General features: G+C 59.7%; 16 protein-coding genes. 15 read left to right on the top strand and 1 reads right to left on the bottom strand.

The annotated features are described in order from the left end of the window. The first annotated feature begins 111 nt into the window (after positions 1–111). The gene (locus H7687_RS07675; protein ID WP_183346471.1) at positions 112–639 is read left to right on the top strand and encodes a S26 family signal peptidase; all 528 of its coding nucleotides are present in this window, start codon (positions 112–114) and stop codon (positions 637–639) included. 39 nt (positions 640–678) lie between these two features. On the opposite strand, the gene H7687_RS07670 is transcribed toward H7687_RS07675, so the two are convergent. Then, complete coding sequence (locus H7687_RS07670; protein WP_183346470.1) at positions 679–1128, bottom strand: hypothetical protein; 450 nt, start codon at positions 1126–1128, stop codon at positions 679–681. Positions 1129–1468: 340 nt separating this feature from the next. Here H7687_RS07670 and H7687_RS07665 point away from each other — a divergent pair, with 340 nt between their 5' ends. From H7687_RS07665 to trbG, 14 genes are all read left to right on the top strand, one after another. Further along, a complete protein-coding gene (locus tag H7687_RS07665; RefSeq protein ID WP_183346469.1) occupies positions 1469–2086 on the top strand; it encodes a lytic transglycosylase domain-containing protein in 618 nt (205 codons plus the stop codon). A gap of 2 nt (positions 2087–2088) precedes the next feature. Further along, on the top strand, positions 2089–5661 hold the full coding sequence (gene mobF / locus H7687_RS07660) for a MobF family relaxase (protein WP_183346468.1): 3573 nt from the start codon (positions 2089–2091) through the stop codon (positions 5659–5661). 223 nt (positions 5662–5884) lie between these two features. Beyond that, a complete protein-coding gene (locus tag H7687_RS07655; RefSeq protein WP_183346467.1) occupies positions 5885–6208 on the top strand; it encodes a hypothetical protein in 324 nt (107 codons plus the stop codon). A gap of 16 nt (positions 6209–6224) precedes the next feature. Then, positions 6225–6488 (top strand): hypothetical protein, encoded by a 264-nt coding sequence (locus H7687_RS07650; protein WP_183346466.1) that lies wholly within the window; start codon positions 6225–6227, stop codon positions 6486–6488. Between the two features lie 35 nt (positions 6489–6523). Further along, positions 6524–8542 carry a type IV secretion system DNA-binding domain-containing protein gene (locus H7687_RS07645; protein ID WP_183346465.1) on the top strand — a complete coding sequence of 673 codons (2019 nt, stop codon included), beginning with the start codon at positions 6524–6526 and terminating at the stop codon, positions 8540–8542. Further along, positions 8539–9513 carry a P-type conjugative transfer ATPase TrbB gene (gene trbB / locus H7687_RS07640; protein WP_183346464.1) on the top strand — a complete coding sequence of 325 codons (975 nt, stop codon included), beginning with the start codon at positions 8539–8541 and terminating at the stop codon, positions 9511–9513. Before H7687_RS07645 ends, trbB begins: the two co-directional genes overlap by 4 nt. 74 nt (positions 9514–9587) lie before the next feature. Continuing rightward, a complete protein-coding gene (locus tag H7687_RS07635; protein ID WP_183346463.1) occupies positions 9588–9908 on the top strand; it encodes a TrbC/VirB2 family type IV secretion system protein in 321 nt (106 codons plus the stop codon). Between the two features lie 3 nt (positions 9909–9911). Then, positions 9912–10166 (top strand): VirB3 family type IV secretion system protein, encoded by a 255-nt coding sequence (locus H7687_RS07630; RefSeq protein ID WP_183346462.1) that lies wholly within the window; start codon positions 9912–9914, stop codon positions 10164–10166. Positions 10167–10179: 13 nt separating this feature from the next. Then, on the top strand, positions 10180–12606 hold the full coding sequence (gene trbE, locus H7687_RS07625) for a conjugal transfer protein TrbE (protein WP_183346461.1): 2427 nt from the start codon (positions 10180–10182) through the stop codon (positions 12604–12606). Next, the gene (trbJ, locus tag H7687_RS07620; RefSeq protein ID WP_183346460.1) at positions 12603–13355 is read left to right on the top strand and encodes a P-type conjugative transfer protein TrbJ; all 753 of its coding nucleotides are present in this window, start codon (positions 12603–12605) and stop codon (positions 13353–13355) included. The genes trbE and trbJ overlap by 4 nt, the downstream gene beginning before the upstream one ends. A gap of 21 nt (positions 13356–13376) precedes the next feature. Beyond that, entirely contained in the window at positions 13377–14606 is a 1230-nt protein-coding gene (gene trbL / locus H7687_RS07615) for a P-type conjugative transfer protein TrbL (RefSeq protein WP_183346459.1), read from the top strand. Then, positions 14603–14839 (top strand): hypothetical protein, encoded by a 237-nt coding sequence (locus H7687_RS07610; protein WP_183346458.1) that lies wholly within the window; start codon positions 14603–14605, stop codon positions 14837–14839. The genes trbL and H7687_RS07610 overlap by 4 nt, the downstream gene beginning before the upstream one ends. Before the next feature lie 24 nt (positions 14840–14863). After that, the gene (trbF, locus tag H7687_RS07605) at positions 14864–15565 is read left to right on the top strand and encodes a conjugal transfer protein TrbF (protein ID WP_183346457.1); all 702 of its coding nucleotides are present in this window, start codon (positions 14864–14866) and stop codon (positions 15563–15565) included. Continuing rightward, complete coding sequence (gene trbG, locus H7687_RS07600; RefSeq protein ID WP_183346456.1) at positions 15562–16593, top strand: P-type conjugative transfer protein TrbG; 1032 nt, start codon at positions 15562–15564, stop codon at positions 16591–16593. The genes trbF and trbG overlap by 4 nt, the downstream gene beginning before the upstream one ends. Positions 16594–16600: the final 7 nt, after the last annotated feature.

Raw genomic sequence — 16600 nt, 5'->3', positions numbered from 1 at the left:
ATCGGAGGGTGCCGCTTAGGTCGATGGCTGAACGCCTTAAGCCTGAGGAGTAGGGGCAGAATGACCCTCTAGCAGCCCCACATTCCCCCTGTAGCCGGAGATCGTGACTGCATGGCTATACCGATACGTGATGAGAGGGCGCTGAGGCGGGTGGCGGCGATCCTGCTTCTCCTCGGAGTGCTCCAGATCATCGCCTCCCGGTATCACGGGGTGTTCTGGATCAACCTGACCGACAGCGAAGCGATCGGCCTGTACCGCCTCCATGCCCTTGATGGGGAAGTTCAGCGCGGTGAGATGGTCATCATGGCGGTCCCGGAAGAGTTCCGGCAGTACGTCTACGGCCGGGGCTGGCTCCCCGAAGGAAGGCCGCTGCTGAAGCACGTGGGAGCCGTCGCCGGCGATTCCTACTGCGTGGAGAACTGGCGCTTCAGCGTCAACGGGAAGGTCATTGGCCCCGTCTACGCTTCCGACCAGGAGGGGCGGCCGCTGCCGAGAATCGAAGGGTGCTGCAGGGTGCCGGCCGGCTATTTCCTTCCGGTCGCCACTCACATCCCGCGGTCCTTCGACGGGCGCTACATGGGTGCCATAAAGCTTGCAGCGATTCAAGGAGTGGCAAGGCCGCTGGTGACCTTCGACTAGGGGAGGGGAGGTTGTCTGATTGCGGACGCCATTGGGATGTTACCGGCTCCTGGCACGAAACGGACGAATATGCCGTGCAACCAGAAGCAGCAGGGAGTGCACACCGATGCTGATAGGAACAACAGTAAGAGCTGCAATCCCAACTATAGAAAAGGTCTTATTGGTCGCAGATCCTAAATCCATTGTTCCATGTGGCAATACGAATGGGGACAGTACAGAAACTACAACGCCTGCAATGGAAATCTTAAACAATTGTTTGTCCAAGTCAGGTAAGTGTGACATCGGAGCAAATGACTGTTGATGACGCAAAAAAGGCATTGAATAAGTAAAACCAACTATGATGATGGCAATTAACTGTGAAAGAACAGCAATGTATAATTTACTGTCTGTCGAAAGCATGAACACTGCGGTAAATATTATCGCCGTTGCTATACAAAGTGAGATAGCAAGATGCAGGCAAGTATAGTTTTTTGATGGATATTCTTTCATGTCAGTTCCTGTGGGAGCACGTCTCGTCGTCATTAAAGCAAATCCTGCCGTCTGCGGATTGCTATTAAACGAAGAACATTGCCGACCAATTCTGCCGCCCGACAACCCGGCGTGTTGCTTCTCAAAGGTATATCTGGAATTGCAAGGAAAAGCAATGAACCTGTGTTAATGACTGCGCCCATGACGTGACCACTTACAGCCTTCTGCAGCGGGGTCGGCGTCCCTGTGAGGCCTGCTTTGCGCAGGGGTTCGTTTTCGTTGCTCTATGTCGGGTCATCAAGCTCGGTAGCTAAAACGGTAGCCAAGCCGATTCTCACCGTTCGACTAGGGGAGGGGAGCCATGCTCTTGATGGGGATCACGCTCTACACCTCGGCCATGCTCGCCGAATGCGGCCCGGCCGTTTCCCCCGAGACCACCCAGGCCATCATCCAGGTCGAGAGCGGCGGCAATCCCTTCGCCATAGGCGACAACACCCTTAAAAAAACCTTCGCCCCCAAAACCGCCGCGGAAGCGGTGCAACTAGCCATCCGGTTAATGCGCCAGGGACACAACATCGACATGGGGCTCATGCAGGTGAGCAGTTGCCACCTGAGGCCCATGAGGCTCATCCTTGAGGACCTCTTCGATGCCTGCCGCAACATCCGCATCGGCACCACGATCCTGGCCGACTTCTACCGCCAGCACAGGACCGACGATCCCGCGCAATCCCTGTTCCGGGCCCTCTCCGCCTACAATACCGGACAGGCCTGGAAGGGGACCGGCTACATCAACAAGATCCTGGAGGCTGCCGGCGCCGGTTACCGCGTTGCCACCCCGGCGGCGCAGTTCCCCGTTGCAGTCGGCGCCATCCCTACCGGCAAACCTCCTGCCAAACCCAAAACTGCGCCCGAGTCCGCGGCGGACTCCCCTCTATTTTTCGATAACCGCACCGGCACCATGACGGCAGGAGACTTCTAGCCATGCTCTCCCTCTCCAACGGCGGCATGACCGCGGGACAGGCGGGAAAGTATTTCGCCACCGAGGACTACTACCTCAGGGGGGGCGAGTCCAGCTTATGGCTGGGTAAAACGGCGAAGGACCTGAAGCTCACGGGGAGGGTGGACGAGCAGGCCTTCCGAAACGTTGCCGCAGGCAAGACCCCGGATGGGAGAGAGCAGCTGGTCGCACCAAAGACGATCATGAAACAGGGGGAGAAAGAAGAGGTGCACCGCGCCGGCAACGACCTCACCTTTTCGGCCCCCAAATCCCTATCCGTCGCCTACGCCGCCGGTAACCACCAGGTGAAGGAAATCTGGGACCAGGCCGTCATCAACACCATGAAGTACGTGGAGGACCATTACAGCCACTACCGCACCCCCGACGGTACCAGAGTCGGCGGGAACATCGTGGCCGCCAAATTCGACCACGTCACCTCCCGTGCCCTCGACCCCGATGTGCACAGCCATGTCTTCCTGGTCAACATGGTGCACACCCCGGAGGGGAAGTGGCTCGCCAACGCACCGAAGGCCATCTACCAAGACAAGATCTCCATAGGCATGCTGGCCCGTGAGGAGGCGATCCGCCTCTTGCGGGAAGCCGGATACCAAGTCTACTTTAACGATCGCGAAAAATTCCTGTTCGAAATAAAAGGCGTGAGCCAGGAGGAGATGGAGATCTTCTCCACGCGCAGCGCCGCCATCGAGGAGCAGGTAGCCGAGTGGCAGAAGGAGGGGGCCTTTCCGGGGATGAGCGAGACGCTCCTGAAGCAGTGGGCCGCCTTCGAGACCCGAGATCCCAAGTTCAAGGTCACCACCCAGGAGATCCGCGAGCTGTGGGACAAGTCGTTCCGGGAGGTAGGCACTACCCCCCAGGAGGTCAGGGAGAGGATAGAGGTTGCCAAAGCACCGTCACTGGCTCCACCTCCACACCAGCTTAGAAGCGCGCGCGAAGTGCTGAAAGAAGCCTCCACATTCCTCACCGACAAGGAAGTCACCTTCGACCGCGCCAAGGTCATGAAGACCGCCGTCCAGCTCTCGGGCGGAGAGCACAGCATCGCTCAGTTCGAAGGCGCCCTGAACGACCGGCGCCAGTTCCACTACCTTGGTGCCGAGTCACACGGCTGGGACGCCGGCAAGGAATACTTTACGACCCGACAGATGCTGAAGCTCGAGGCGCACAACGTCGAGTCCCTGGAGGACATGCACTCCTTCACCAGCATCACGTCCCGTCCCGAAGTCGAAGCCTACCTCAAGGGTCTCACTGGAGCCGCGGCCGAAACTCTTACCCCTGAAGAAGCCAGGTTCCAAAACGCATTCGCGGCAGGAGCCGCTGCAGCCGCACCAGGCTGCGCAGATCTGAGCCATGGGCAGAAAGAGCACGTTGTCAACGAGCTCACCGGCGGCAGCGGCTTCGCGATCACCCTGGGAGACCCGGGCACCGGCAAGACCTTTGCCGCCGGAGTCATCGAGCGCTTCAACGCCGAGGTGCTCAACCCCACCGGCAGGGAGCATCACACCTTGAACCTGGCCTATACCGGCAAGGCGGCCCTGGAGATGGAGGCCGCCAGCGGCAAGGAGGCCTCCACCCTGCACGCCTTCCTGGACCGATACTGGGCGAGCCCCACCCCCATGTTTCCTGAGCCAAGGCAACCGCAAACGCAGGTGGTAATCAGGGTGGACGAAGCATCCCTCGTCGGGGGGCGTCAGGCCGAGCAACTCCTGAAAGTGGTCCAGGACCTGAAGGCGCAAGGACACCAGGTGAAGCTGGCGCTCGTCGGCGACGCGAAACAGCTATCCAGCATCCAGGCAAGCCCCTTCTTTTGCCACGCCGCCGAACTCGCGCGGGGCGGGCACGGCGACCTCGCCCTGATGAAAGAGATCTCCCGCCAGAAAGAAGCCGGCCTTCTCGAAGTCGCCACCACCCTGAACCGGAGCAATTCCAGCCTGGGACAGAACGCCGCCGACGCGTTGAAGCTCCTAGAGCAGCAGGGACGGGTGCACGAACTCCCGACCCGCGACGAACTCGTGCGCGCCACGGTGCAACGGTACCTGGCCGAGGCTGACAAACCCTCACCGTCCGCCGACCACACTGGGGACAAGCAAAGCGTCCTGGTGGTGACCCCGCTCAACGCCGACCGGCAGGAACTGAACCGACAGATCCGCGCCGCCCGGCGAGAGAATGGAGCGCTGGGGCAGGGCGTCACCGTCGACACATTCGTCCCCGCCGAGCAGGGCGTCACCGTCGCCGGTTACCACCCCGGCATGACCGTCTTCTTCACCGGACACAGAAGCCAGGATCGGACCCGAAAAGAGAGCAACCAAATGCCCGAAAACGGCAGGGGGGAAATCCTCTCCGTGGACCAACTCCGCAACCAGGCGACGGTGGGTTTCAGGGACAGGCAAGGGGGCGCTTGGAGCAGGAGCTTCGGCGCATCCGAACTGGCACAAAAGGCCACCCTGTACGAGGTGCAACCAAGGGAGTTCGCCCCCGGCGACAGCGTCATCTTCACCAAAAACATCTTCGACAAAAGCATCGTCTCAGCCGAGAGCGGCCGGAAGGTGAAGGTCAGAAATGGCGAACGGGGGGAGATCGAGAAGAAGACAACCGCCAACGCCTGCCATGTGGCCACGGTGAAACTGGCCGACGGCAGACGCGTCGAGGTGAACCTGGACGGGCACGGCCCGCAGTTTCTGGAGCACGGCTACGCCGTCACCGTGCACAAAGGGCAGGGGGCGACGGTGGACGTGGTCCTCTCCTACAACTACGTCCAGCCCACCCAGAACCGCGACAGCAGCCTCAAGGCCCTCACCGGCATCGACACCACCCCCGACGACTTCAAGCGCTGGAACGCCGGCCTTACCGACTACGACAAAGGCTACCGCGCCGAGACCACGATAGGCGGCCATACCGGCACGGTCTCCTTCGTTATGATCGCCAACCGCCAAGACGTTCAGGAGCAGAAAGGCATCGCAGTCAGCTTTCTCAACGGCCGCGCCGTCATGGATGACGCCGCCACCCGCCATCAGATGCGCGAGGCCGGCATGCACTGGTCCCCCGACCAGCAGGCTTGGGTCGCCACCGTCACCAACGACCGCGCCTTCCACTTGATGTCTAATCATCCACTGCGTGACCAGCGCTACCTTGCCCAGCTCAAAAATGACCTGGTGCAGGCAAAGGCTCAGCCGGCCCCGCCCGCTACCCCGAACCAGATCGGCACCCCCCGTGCCGAGATCGACACTACGGCGGACACCGAGCGCTACGGCAGAGCCTCTTACAACCTCTTCAACGTCGCCCTCACCCGGTCACGTTACGACGCCGCTGTCTTCACTAATTCAGTGCCGGGTCTGAAACAAGCCGTCCAGGTCATCGACATGAAGACCTCAACCATAACCAAGGAGATGCTGGAGCAGCGGAGTGCCCGGCAGACAAGCGCAGCGGAGATACCACACGTTCTCCCTTCCGCACCGTCACCGAGACCTCCATCGCCCCCTCCACCGATGCCACCTTCGCAACCGATCAAAGCACCGGACCGCGAGCTGGAGCTGAAACGCTAGCGTGCTGCATCTGGGAGCCATCGCACGAGCCGAGGACGGGAAGGCACAGCACGTCAAAACCTCCCCCCCCTTATCCGTATACACCTGACGCAGCCCTGCGGGCCGCCTCAGGTGGAATTTCAGTGTATGCGGGAGGTTGAGCGGTACCCCTGTGGCTGGAAAAGGTGCTTATCTGCCTGATTTTTTTGCGGTACCGCCGGTACCGCCAGGAAAGGAGCAAACCATGCGGGTAAAAGAGCATCTCCCGGTCCGGCTTGAGCCCGACCTTTTGGAGCGGTTGGGGACAATGGCGACCTCCCGCTGCATGGAAATTACTGGCCTTATTTCCGAGGCACTTGATGCACTGGAACGGGCCGAAACTTTTGAAGAACAGATTGCCGAGGTGATCGAAAGACTAGAGCTTTTGGAAGAGAAAATGGAGGAGGCGAGCTTCAACGAAAAGGAGCGGTTGGAATACCTGTTCCGGCTTGTAGAGACAGAATTGAGGAGCCACAGCCAGGCGATTCAGGCCCGCCTGGACCGAGTTGTCCCACCACGAACTTCGTAACACAGAGGAGGCTGCCATGGACAAAAACAACGTGCCGATCCACCACAAGGAGAAGGAACAGATCCTCGACCACAACGAGAACCGGGGACGTGCCTGGAACCTATTCAACAAGCTGATGTCGAAGCAGCTGGACGACCCGGCGGAGGAGGAAAATCGGTTTTGGGAGGAGGCAGCGAAGGTGGTGCGTGAGGTGATCCAGGCCGACAAGAGGTCTCGCAAAGAAGCCCGCGCGGACCTTTGGAAGAGACTTAGTGGCCTAGGGCGCTCGGTCCCGGTTTAGTCTGCTGGTGGGAACTAGCCAAAAGGAGATTCATCATGGACAAAAACAGCTACCAAGGATACGAGGTGCAGAAGCATCGCCTCCTGATGACCGTGAAGATGTTTTTCCAGATTTCCGCCCTTTGTCTGGCCTTGCAGGCCCTCTTTTTTCTGCTGGCCTTCAAGGTTCCTCGCTATTCAGTAGAGCGGACGGTGGCAGTTACCGGCCAGCCCGCGTCGTGGGTAATCAGGAGCGCGGAGCGGGTACCCGGGGTGTACCGGGAGTTTCTGTGGAAATACCCTGTGGCCCTTTTGGTGCAGTCGGTTCGGCTCAATCCCACCTTTCACATCTATGCCCCGGACCGGCTGGCGGGGTGGCCGCACAACACACGCGGCTACGTCACCATGAAAGCACAAGCCATCGTGCGGAACGTCGATTATCGGCAGGTCCTCAATGGGTATCGGTTCCCCTTTTTCTTCTCCTTTTTGAGCTGGCTTTGCGTATGTCCGGCCGCCATTTGGTACGCGCGGCGTGTCACTGCCCGGATCAAGGACCAGGAGCATATCCGAGGCGCCCGGCTCATAACCGAGAAGTCCATCCGCTCCGAAACCGATGGCACGGGAATACTTCCCATCGCATCGATCTGCATCCCCGAATTGCTTTCCAGGCGCCACATCCTCATCGCAGGCCAGACCGGTTCCGGGAAATCCACTGTGCTGATCCAGCACCTGGCCGCCATCCAGAAGGCCGGGCGCCGGGCCATCGCCAACGACTTCAAGGGCGAACTCGTGGAGCGCTTCTACCGGCCGGACAGGGACCTGATCCTCAATCCTCTCGACGCCAGAGGAGTGGGGTGGACCATTTTCAACGAGCTGAGGTCGAAACCGGATCTGACCGCCGTCACCGGTTCGCTGATCCCTCCTGCCAAGGGTGAGGACCGATTCTGGAGCGCTGCAGCTCAGGACGTCCTGCGGGGGGTGATGGCCTACTGCTACGAGAACGGTATGAGGACCAACGCCGAGTTATGGCGGGCTGTCACATCGCCTGTGTACGAGATCATGGAGATGTGCCGGGCCACCGAGTCGGGGCACGCCGGGTACACCTACATCCAGGACGCGAGTTCGAAACAAGCGGCCGGCGTTATCGCCGTTCTGATGTCATACGTCTCCTGGCTGGAGTTCGCCTGTGACGGTCCGTTTTCCCTATGGCAGTGGGCCGAGGAGCCGGGAGACAAGATGATCTTCATCACCAGCACCGATGAAGTGTCCAACATCATGAGGCCGTACCTCTCCCTCTTCGCTGATCTCGCCGGCAAGAGGTTCCTGGCCCTGCCGGAGAGTTCCGAACCGGAGAAAAACATCTACCTGATCCTGGACGAACTGGGGAACATGCAGCGCCTCCCGAGCGTGAAACGCCTCCTCACAGCGGGACGCTCCAAAGGCGTGGTGGTCGAGGTGGGCATCCCCGATTTCAGCAGCATCGAGAGCGTGTACGGTCGCGAGGATGCCCACACGATCATCAACTCCTGCGGCTCCAAACTGATCTTGAATCTCGGGGATCCAGAGGCGGCCCGCTTCTTCTCTGATCTCGCCAGTGAGGAGGAATGCTGGGAATCCTCCACCTACTATTCCATCTCCGAACATGACCACCGTGGCGGTGAGAATCATAACCGCCAGGTCAGAACCCGTAAGGTGATCATGCCTGCCGAGATCATGCGCCTCGCCGTCGGCAGCGGTTATTTCATGCTTCCCGGCGGCAACCCGGCACAGGTGAAGATTCCCTGGACCAGTGCCAACAAACGCCCGGTCATACATCAGGCTTTCACGCTGCGCCCCGGTCTTTCGCTTGGGGAACTGGAAGCGAGAGATCAGGAAGTATCGCTCATGGCTCAAAAGGTGCTGGATGGTCCCACTCCAGAGGAATTGAAGAACCAGGTCACCCACAATGCAGTCAGCGGCGTGCGTCCCCCGTCTGTGGCGGCGGATGAACCGACCAAGAAGGATGAGATCCCTGTTCGTCCAGAGAACGTCCTCCATCCGGAGACGCTGGAGCCCGATCCGGAGGAAACGCCATGACCGAGAGCGCGCCCAGCCACCCAAAAGGGTCGGGCCAGTCCAGTTCCGAACGCCTCATCGCCATGCTCACCACCGCCGTCGGCCCTCAACTGGGGGACCTCCTGCGCGACGACCAGGTCGTCGAGGTGATGCTGAACCCGGACGGGAAACTCTGGGTGGATCGTCTCGGGAGCGGGCGCGCATGGACCGGGCTCACCGTCTGTTGCCAGGATGCCGAGCGCATCATCAAGCTGGTCGCCTCGGGGACCGGCGGGGAGGTGAACGAGAACACGCCGATTCTCTCCGCCGAGTTCCCCGGTACCGGCAGCCGATTCCAAGGGCTCCTCCCCCCGGTGGTCACGGCGCCCGTCTTCACCATCCGGAAAAAGGCGCTCATGATCTTCTCCCTGGCTGATTACGTGACACAGGGGATCCTCAGCGAGCGCCAGAAGGTGGTGCTGAGCCGGGCCGTGGCCGAGAAGAAAAACATCCTGGTCACCGGCGGGACCGGCAGCGGCAAGACCACCCTGGTGAACGCGCTTCTCGACGAGATTGCTTTGACCGGAGACCGCATCGTCATCATCGAAGACACCTTGGAGCTGCAATGTTCCGCTCCCGACACGGTCTTTCTGCGTGCCCGGGAGGGCATAGCCACCATGAACGACCTACTGAAAGCCACTATGCGTTTGCGCCCGGACCGGATCGTGGTGGGGGAGGTTAGGGGAGGGGAGGCCCTGTCGCTTCTGAAGGCCTGGAACACCGGGCATCCCGGAGGGTGCGCCACCGTCCACGCCAACAATGCCATTGGTGGATTGATCCGCCTGGAGCAGCTGATCCAGGAGGCCGCCGTCTCCGTTTCCAAGGACTTGGTGGCCGAAGCGGTGGATATCATCGTGCATATCGAGAGAGGCGGCAGCGGCAGGATTGTGCGCGAAGTGGTGGAGGTTTTGGAGGTTCAGGACGGAAAATATCGGCTGTTCGCTGCGGAGTGAAAAAAATTAGCAATTTTTAAAAAACTAGGTAAAATTCCCAACGGCGTCATCTTTTCCCGCAACGGAGGTTCAGCATGAAGAGCAAAGAAAAGATCGTCGGGCTCTGCATCACCCTGTTTGTCTTCCTCTCCACCCACCCCGCCTTCGCCACCGGCGGAGCGAGCGGCATGCCGTGGGAATCTCCCCTCAGCAGAATCCTTGCCAGCATCACCGGCCCGGTGGCCAAAGCGGGTGGGATCCTGGCCATTGTCCTGGCCGGTCTCGGTCTCGCTTTCAGCGAAGGAGGAGGGTTCATGCGCAAGGTCATAGGCGTCGTTTTCGGGCTGGCCATCACCTTCTCGGCAACCACCTTCATCACCGATTTCCTTGGGTACACAGGCGGCGTGAGGTTTTAAAGGATGGCCCTGGAAGGATTCGAAATCCCGATTCACAAGAGTCTCATCGACCAGATTCTGATCGGCGGCGTGCCCCGGACCATTGCCCTCATCAATGGCACCCTAGTGGCTGCCCTGGGGCTTGGGCTCCATTCCTTTCTGGCCCTCCCCATTGGGATCGTAATCCATATGCTGGCCTTGGCGGCCACCAAAGCCGACCCAGAATTCTTCAGCTGCTTTCGTCGACACATCAGGCAAAAGAACCTCTACACCGTTTGAAAAGGGAGGTCCCTTGTTCAACATCGGTGAGTACAGGAAAAAGCCGGACCGGCTGGCCGACCTCCTCCCGTGGGCGGCCTTGGTCGCGCCAGGTGTGGTCCTCAACAAGGACGGCTCCTTCCAGAGGACATTCTCCTACCGAGGCCCCGACCTGGACAGCGCCACGGAATCCGAACTGGTCTCCGTTGCGGCGCGGGTGAACAACGTGTTTAAACGCCTCACCGCAGGGTGGGCCGTATGGGCGGAGGCCCAGAGGATGGTCGCCGGGGAATATCCCCCCTCGACCTTCGACCATCCGCTCGCTTACCTGATCGACGAGGAACGCCGCGCCTCCTTCCAGGGCGACGACCATTTTGAAAGCGCCTATTCCCTCACCTTTCTCTATCTCCCACCCTCCGAGCAGAAGAGCCGGCTGGCCGGGCTGTTCCTGGAAAACACAGCCAGGGTCTCTGTGGATTATGGTGCCCAACTGGACCGTTTCGTGGACGAAACCAACCGCATCTTCGACCTGATGCACGCCATCTTCCCCGAGATCCATCCCCTGGACGATCAGGAAACCCTCACCTATCTGCACGACACCATCAGCCCCAAGCGCCACCCGGTGCGGGTGCCGGAGATCCCCATGTACCTGGACGCGGTCCTCGCCGACTCCCCCCTGGTGGGAGGGTTGGAACCGAGGCTCGGAGAGACGCCGATCAAGGTGCTGTCGGTCTTGGGCTATCCCGGACAGTCCATCCCCGGCCTCCTCGACGACTTGAACCGCTTGGCCATCGAATACCGCTGGAGCACCAGGTTCATCTGCATGGACAAGACCGACGCCCTCTCGGAGATCGCCAAGTACAAGAAGCGCTGGTTCGCCAAGCGCAAAAGCGTGCTGGTGCTGGTGAAGGAGGGCATCACCAACCAGGAAAGCGCCATGTCCGACAGCGACGCCGAGAACAAGGCCTATGACGCCGACGCCGCCTTTCAGGAACTCGCCGGCGACCACGTGAGCTACGGCTATTTCACCGCCAACCTGGTCATCTGGGACCGTGATCCAGAACGGCTGCAGGCGAAGAGCAGGGCGGTCGAGCAGGCGATCAACGGCTTGGGGTTCGTCACCATAAACGAGACACTGAACGCCGTTGACGCCTGGCTCGGCTCCCTTCCCGGGCACGCCCGCGCCAACGTGCGGCGGCCGCTTCTGAACACCCTGAACCTCGCCCACCTCATGCCGGTTTCAGCAGTGTGGGCAGGCCCCACGGAGAACAAGCACCTCAACGGCCCAGTCCTGATGCACGCCACAACTTCCGGCAACACCCCCTTCCGCTTCAACCTCCACGTCGGGGACGTCGGGCACACCATGATCTGCGGTCCCACCGGCGCGGGCAAGGACGTTCTCATGGCCACCCTGCAGGCGCAGTTCCTGCGCTACCCGAACAGCCAGATCTACATCTTCGACAAAGGTGGTTCTTCCCGCGTGATAAGCGCAGGACTAGGTGGCGATTTCTACGATCTGGGGAGCGGTGGCGGGGACAACCAGCTTGCCTTCCAACCCCTCTCCGGCATCGACGACGACAGGGAGCGGAGCTGGGCCAGCCAGTGGATTCTCGACGTGCTGCAGCAGGAGAACGTCACTGTGACCCCGAGAATCAAGGCGGAAGTCTGGGGCACCCTCACCAGCCTCGCCACGACCCCTCTGGAACAGCGCACCATCTCAGGCTTCATCGCCTTGAGCCAGGACCAGGTGATCCGGCAAGCGCTCTTTCCCTATTCCGTAGACGGCCCCCTGGGCCACATCTTCGACGCCACCCGCGATACCCTCAACTACTCCCGCTGGCAGGTCTTCGAGATGGAAGCCCTCATGGGGACGTCGGCCGCCGTGGTCCCCGCCCTGTCTTATCTGTTTCACCGCCTCGAACAGAGGTTTTCCGCCGCCATTCCCACCCTGCTCTTTTTGAACGAGGCGTGGCTTTTCTTTGACAGCCCCGCCTTCGCGCCCAGGATCAGGGAGTGGCTGAAGACGCTCAGAAAGCAGAACGTCTCCGTCATTTTCGCGACCCAGGGGCTAACCGACATCGAGAGTTGTCCCATTTCAGCGGCGCTCATGGAGAGTTGCCCCACTAGGATCTTCCTTCCCAATGACAGGGCCATGGAGGAGGAAACCGCCAGGGTGTACCGCCGATTCGGCCTCAACGAGCGGCAGATCCAGATGCTCGCCATGGCCCAGCCCAAACGCCAGTATTACTACCAGAGCACCCTGGGGAACCGGCTCTTCGAGCTGGGACTCGGTCCCCTGGGACTCGCCTTTTGTGCGGCCACTTCCAAAGAGGACCAGATCCAGGCCAAGAAGATCCTGGCGGAGGGCGGCAGGGACCAGTTCGGCACGCAATGGCTCAACCACAAGGGCCTTTCTTGGGGAGCGGAGGCTCTGTGGTCCGCGACAGGAGGAAAACCATGATCAAACGATTGCTGTTTCTTTGCCTTTTGCTGGCATTGCTGCAGATCGCTTTTCCACACTCCGCACAGGCTGTGCTGGGTGTCGGTGATATCGTCTTCGACCCCGCTGCTTTTCAGCGTCAGTTGATCAATTACATTCTGTCCTTGGACCAGTATTCCTTGCAAACCGAGCAATATGCGACGCAGATGCAGCAGCTGCGAAACGAGTATGCGAACCTGCACAACCTTGGTTACCAGATCGACCTTTCCAACCTGAACCAAATGCAGCGGGTGATGGCTTCATCGATTGGAATAAGCAACGACTTCTCCAAGATGCAGGGGCAGTTCCAAGAGCTTTACCCGGACTTCAAGACCTACCAGGGACAAAAGAGCTCCGATTACGCGAAACAGTCGGTGGAATGGTCCAAGAAAAACCAGCAAAACGCTTACGACATTCTGACCGTTACAACCAAGCTACAGGAGTCCATGGCCCGGGACCAGAAAACCCTCAAGTACCTCAGCGGCCGTTCGGATTCCGCCTCGGGGACCAAGGACCTTCTGCAGAACATGAACCAGCTGCTCATCATACAGACGAAACAGCTGATGCAGCTGCAACAACTGATTTCCACTACGGCCAAGGCGGATGCGGCTTATCTTGCGGAGAAGGCTTCAAACGGTGAGGCTGCCAGTTCCGCGAGCAAGGATTTATTCCGGGACTGGGGCAAAAAAGGTGCACGAGCCGTAAAACCAAATCCCGGTTTTTTGAAATAAAAAAGGGAAAGGGCATTAGTTATGGCTATTAGTTCTGGAATATTGACCGATCTTCTTAATGTTTTCATGGGTTCCATCGTCCCCGGGTATGGGAAGGTCTTGCCCAACGCCAAAACCCTTCTGTCCATGTTGGCAACACTGGAGATTTGTCTTGCTGGGCTATGGATGGCGTTTGATGGCGGTCACAAAATCGAGGTAACCTTCCTGAAAAAAGTGATGCAAATCGGCTTCTTCGTTTGGGTGGTTAATAATTACGAGTGGCTGGTTCGTATAATCTTGCTCGGGTTTATTCAAACCGGCACCATCGCCGGAGGTGGCACCACTCCCGTCAATCTTATCACGGATCCTTCCCGCATCGTTGAGTACGGTTTCGCGGTCACTGCGCCGATTTTCGAGCACACGCAGAACTATAGCCTCTGGAACGTCAGCATCCGCCATGCGATGGATATGTTACTGACCCAATTTGCCGCAGTTCTTATTGTCATCGCTTTTTTTGGCATAGCCTTGCTGGTCTTCGTGACTTATTTGGAATTTTACATAATATCCGCTTTAGGCTTGATGCTTGTCCCCTTTGGGGTGTTTAAACACACTGCTTTCTTAGCTGAAAAAGTATTCGGGGCGATCATCGCTTTTGGTATTCGGCTCATGGTTCTAGCCTTTATCCTTTCAGTTTCGCAGCAAACCTTAGCTACGCTCACCCTCCCTCCAGATCCGACCTTCCAAGAAATATCCCTCATTTTGCTTGTTGCCCTGACCATCATGGGGCTTGCTTGGCACGCACCCGCTGTCGCGGGTGGTCTGATGGCAGGGTCTCCAGGTCTTGGCCTTGGAGCCGTGGCTTCAACAGGGGTGGCTGTAGCTGGTGGAATCGCCGCTGGGGGGGCAATGATAACGGGAGCGGCACAGCAAATTGCGCGGGCGGGAGTTCAAGCCACCGCAGCTGCGGCGTCTGGCGGCGATGGCATGAGGAGGGCGGCACCCACGGGACATCCGCCTCCTTCCCCTGGTGGAAATGTCCCATCGGCGACAACTTCGACATCGCTAGGGGCATCCTCGGGCACCATTGCTAGCTCGTCACAGGACACGCCGCCACAATGGGCACGGGACCTTCTTCAAAAGAAAGGGGCAGGACCCTCACCGAACCCTTCCTCCAGCCCTCGTTGGGCACAAAATGTTCTGATGGCTCGCGGAGTTGTTCCCCACGATACCCATTCCGGAGGCGGTGTGTCTGTCCAACTGAGAGAAGTATGAAACTGATTCTTCAAAGGGAGGTCTCCATGCGAAAGCTATTTGGCGTTGTTCTAGTGGTAGCGATGCTGTTGATGGTCGTTTCTTGCGGAAAGAGCGAGGATGCCAAAAACGATAGGTTTCGCGATTGGGGCGTCAGGGGTGAGCGGAAGGTGCGCCCGGCCCCTTCATTCCTGGACGGCTATGAAAACGAGTTTGGGGACCGGCAAAAACGCCCAGGTGGTGTTGCCAAGTAAAGCTTAGAGAATGAGGAAACCGATATGGCGTCCAACGAATTGAACCAGCCGCCGATCGCTTACGTCCCGGAAGGGGCTGCCCTTACCCCCTATCAGAAGGCCCGAGAGGAGTGGGACAACCGCATCGGCACCGCGAGGGTCCAGGCGAAAAACTGGCGCATCATGGCCCTTGCCCTCGCGGGGATCTGCGCCCTCTTGACCGGCGGCCTGATCTTTCAGTCCGCCAAGTCCAAGGTGGTCCCTTACGTGGTGCAGGTGAACGGGGACGGCCTGGTGCAGGCCGCCGGGCCTGCCACCCGGACCAACTACACGCCGAGCCGGGCCGTCTTGCAGTACTTCCTCTCCCAGTTCGTCACCTACGTGCGCTCGGTTCCCCTCGACCCGGTTGTGGCCAAGGAGCGCTGGCTCTCCGCCTACGGCTACCTGCGCCAGAGCGCCGCCAACACCCTGAACGAGATCGCGCAGAAGGAGCAGCCGCTGCAGAAGGTCGGGCAGGAAACGGTGTCGGTGCAGATCAAGAGCGTGGTGCCTCTTTCCGGCGACACCTACCAGGTGCGTTGGGAGGAGAACTGTTTCAGCAAGGATGGGATCAGCAGCGGGGCCCGGAACATGACCGGCCTCTTCACGGTGGAAATCTCCCCTCCCACAGAGGAGGCTATGCTGAAGCAAAACCCGCTCGGCCTTTACATCAGGCACTTCAGCTGGTCCCAGGAGGCGGCCAAATGAAAAGGATACTGCTGGCCCTTTTGCTGCTGGCCCTCCCATCCTCATCCCTGGCCGGGCCTCCCCCCGTGCACAGCGAGGTCGTCCCGGCAATACCCGCATCTGCCCCCGTGCAAACCTCTCCACCGCAAACCGTACCGCAGCCGCAGGCCCAGGCAGCGCCGCAGCCGGCCCAACCTAAGGGACTCCAGATCAAGAAACAGCAGGCGAAAAAACCGGTGCGAAAAGAGGGGCTGAGCGACCGGCAGATCATGGAACACCGGGTCAAGCAGTCGGTGCAGCGCCCGGTTAACGCGATGTCCGTCGAGAGCAAGACCATCTATTCCTACGTTCCGGACGCCATCTACATGATCTACGCCGCGCTGAACCACGTGGTGGACATTCAGTTGCAGCCGGGCGAGCGGCTGACGGGGAAGATCGTAGCGGGGGACACCTTCCGCTGGGAAGTCGGCACCGTCGAGGACGGCAGCGGCAGCAACGTCACCACCCACGTTCTGATCAAACCCAAGCAGGCCGGCATCGAGACTAACTTCCTGATCGTCACCGACCGCCATTCCTACCGTCTCTACGCCCAGAGTAACGACGATTTCTTCATCCCCACCGTGGGGTGGGCCTATTCGGACGAGGAGATGACCGCCAAGTCGGCGCAGATCCGCAAGGAGCAGCAGCGCCTGGACGGCATGGTGGCCGCCCCCGCGATCATCGCCGCCAACCTCAACTTCAAGTACAAGATCAAGGCCGACAAGAAGTACGCCTGGGTGCCGCTGAGAGCCTTCGACGACGGGAGCAAGACCTACATCCAGATAGCCCCCGAGATGAAGAGCAGCGAGGCCCCGGTCCTCTTCATCAAGGACGGCAAGAAGCTGAACCTGGTCAATTACCGCATCAAGGGGGACTACTTCATCGTGGACCGCCTCTTCGAGGAGGCGGAGCTCAGAAGCGGCAAGAAGGACAAGGTCCGCATCATCAGGCAGATCCCCTGGTTCTCCTCCGGCGAGAGATACACCGAGCCTGGGAAAAACGGGCGCTGAAAACGGA

Origin of the sequence: Geomonas paludis (genome assembly GCF_014193585.1) — a bacterium.
In the GTDB taxonomy this organism is placed as follows: Bacteria; Desulfobacterota; Desulfuromonadia; order Geobacterales; family Geobacteraceae; genus Geomonas; species Geomonas paludis.
This window is presented reverse-complemented; position numbering and strand designations above follow the sequence as displayed.

What these genes read in the sequence shown, in the direction of transcription:
- trbG (WP_183346456.1), top strand. Translation starts at nt 15,562, where the DNA reads ATGAAAAGGATACTGCTGGCCCTTTTGCTGCTGGCCCTCCCATCCTCA.
- H7687_RS07630 (WP_183346462.1), top strand. Translation starts at nt 9,912, where the DNA reads ATGGCCCTGGAAGGATTCGAAATCCCGATTCACAAGAGTCTCATCGAC.
- mobF (WP_183346468.1), top strand. Translation starts at nt 2,089, where the DNA reads ATGCTCTCCCTCTCCAACGGCGGCATGACCGCGGGACAGGCGGGAAAG.
- H7687_RS07610 (WP_183346458.1), top strand. Translation starts at nt 14,603, where the DNA reads ATGAAACTGATTCTTCAAAGGGAGGTCTCCATGCGAAAGCTATTTGGC.
- H7687_RS07650 (WP_183346466.1), top strand. Translation starts at nt 6,225, where the DNA reads ATGGACAAAAACAACGTGCCGATCCACCACAAGGAGAAGGAACAGATC.
- H7687_RS07670 (WP_183346470.1), bottom strand. Translation starts at nt 1,128, where the DNA reads ATGAAAGAATATCCATCAAAAAACTATACTTGCCTGCATCTTGCTATC.
- H7687_RS07675 (WP_183346471.1), top strand. Translation starts at nt 112, where the DNA reads ATGGCTATACCGATACGTGATGAGAGGGCGCTGAGGCGGGTGGCGGCG.
- H7687_RS07665 (WP_183346469.1), top strand. Translation starts at nt 1,469, where the DNA reads ATGCTCTTGATGGGGATCACGCTCTACACCTCGGCCATGCTCGCCGAA.
- trbF (WP_183346457.1), top strand. Translation starts at nt 14,864, where the DNA reads ATGGCGTCCAACGAATTGAACCAGCCGCCGATCGCTTACGTCCCGGAA.
- trbL (WP_183346459.1), top strand. Translation starts at nt 13,377, where the DNA reads ATGGCTATTAGTTCTGGAATATTGACCGATCTTCTTAATGTTTTCATG.
- trbB (WP_183346464.1), top strand. Translation starts at nt 8,539, where the DNA reads ATGACCGAGAGCGCGCCCAGCCACCCAAAAGGGTCGGGCCAGTCCAGT.
- H7687_RS07655 (WP_183346467.1), top strand. Translation starts at nt 5,885, where the DNA reads ATGCGGGTAAAAGAGCATCTCCCGGTCCGGCTTGAGCCCGACCTTTTG.
- H7687_RS07645 (WP_183346465.1), top strand. Translation starts at nt 6,524, where the DNA reads ATGGACAAAAACAGCTACCAAGGATACGAGGTGCAGAAGCATCGCCTC.
- trbJ (WP_183346460.1), top strand. Translation starts at nt 12,603, where the DNA reads ATGATCAAACGATTGCTGTTTCTTTGCCTTTTGCTGGCATTGCTGCAG.
- H7687_RS07635 (WP_183346463.1), top strand. Translation starts at nt 9,588, where the DNA reads ATGAAGAGCAAAGAAAAGATCGTCGGGCTCTGCATCACCCTGTTTGTC.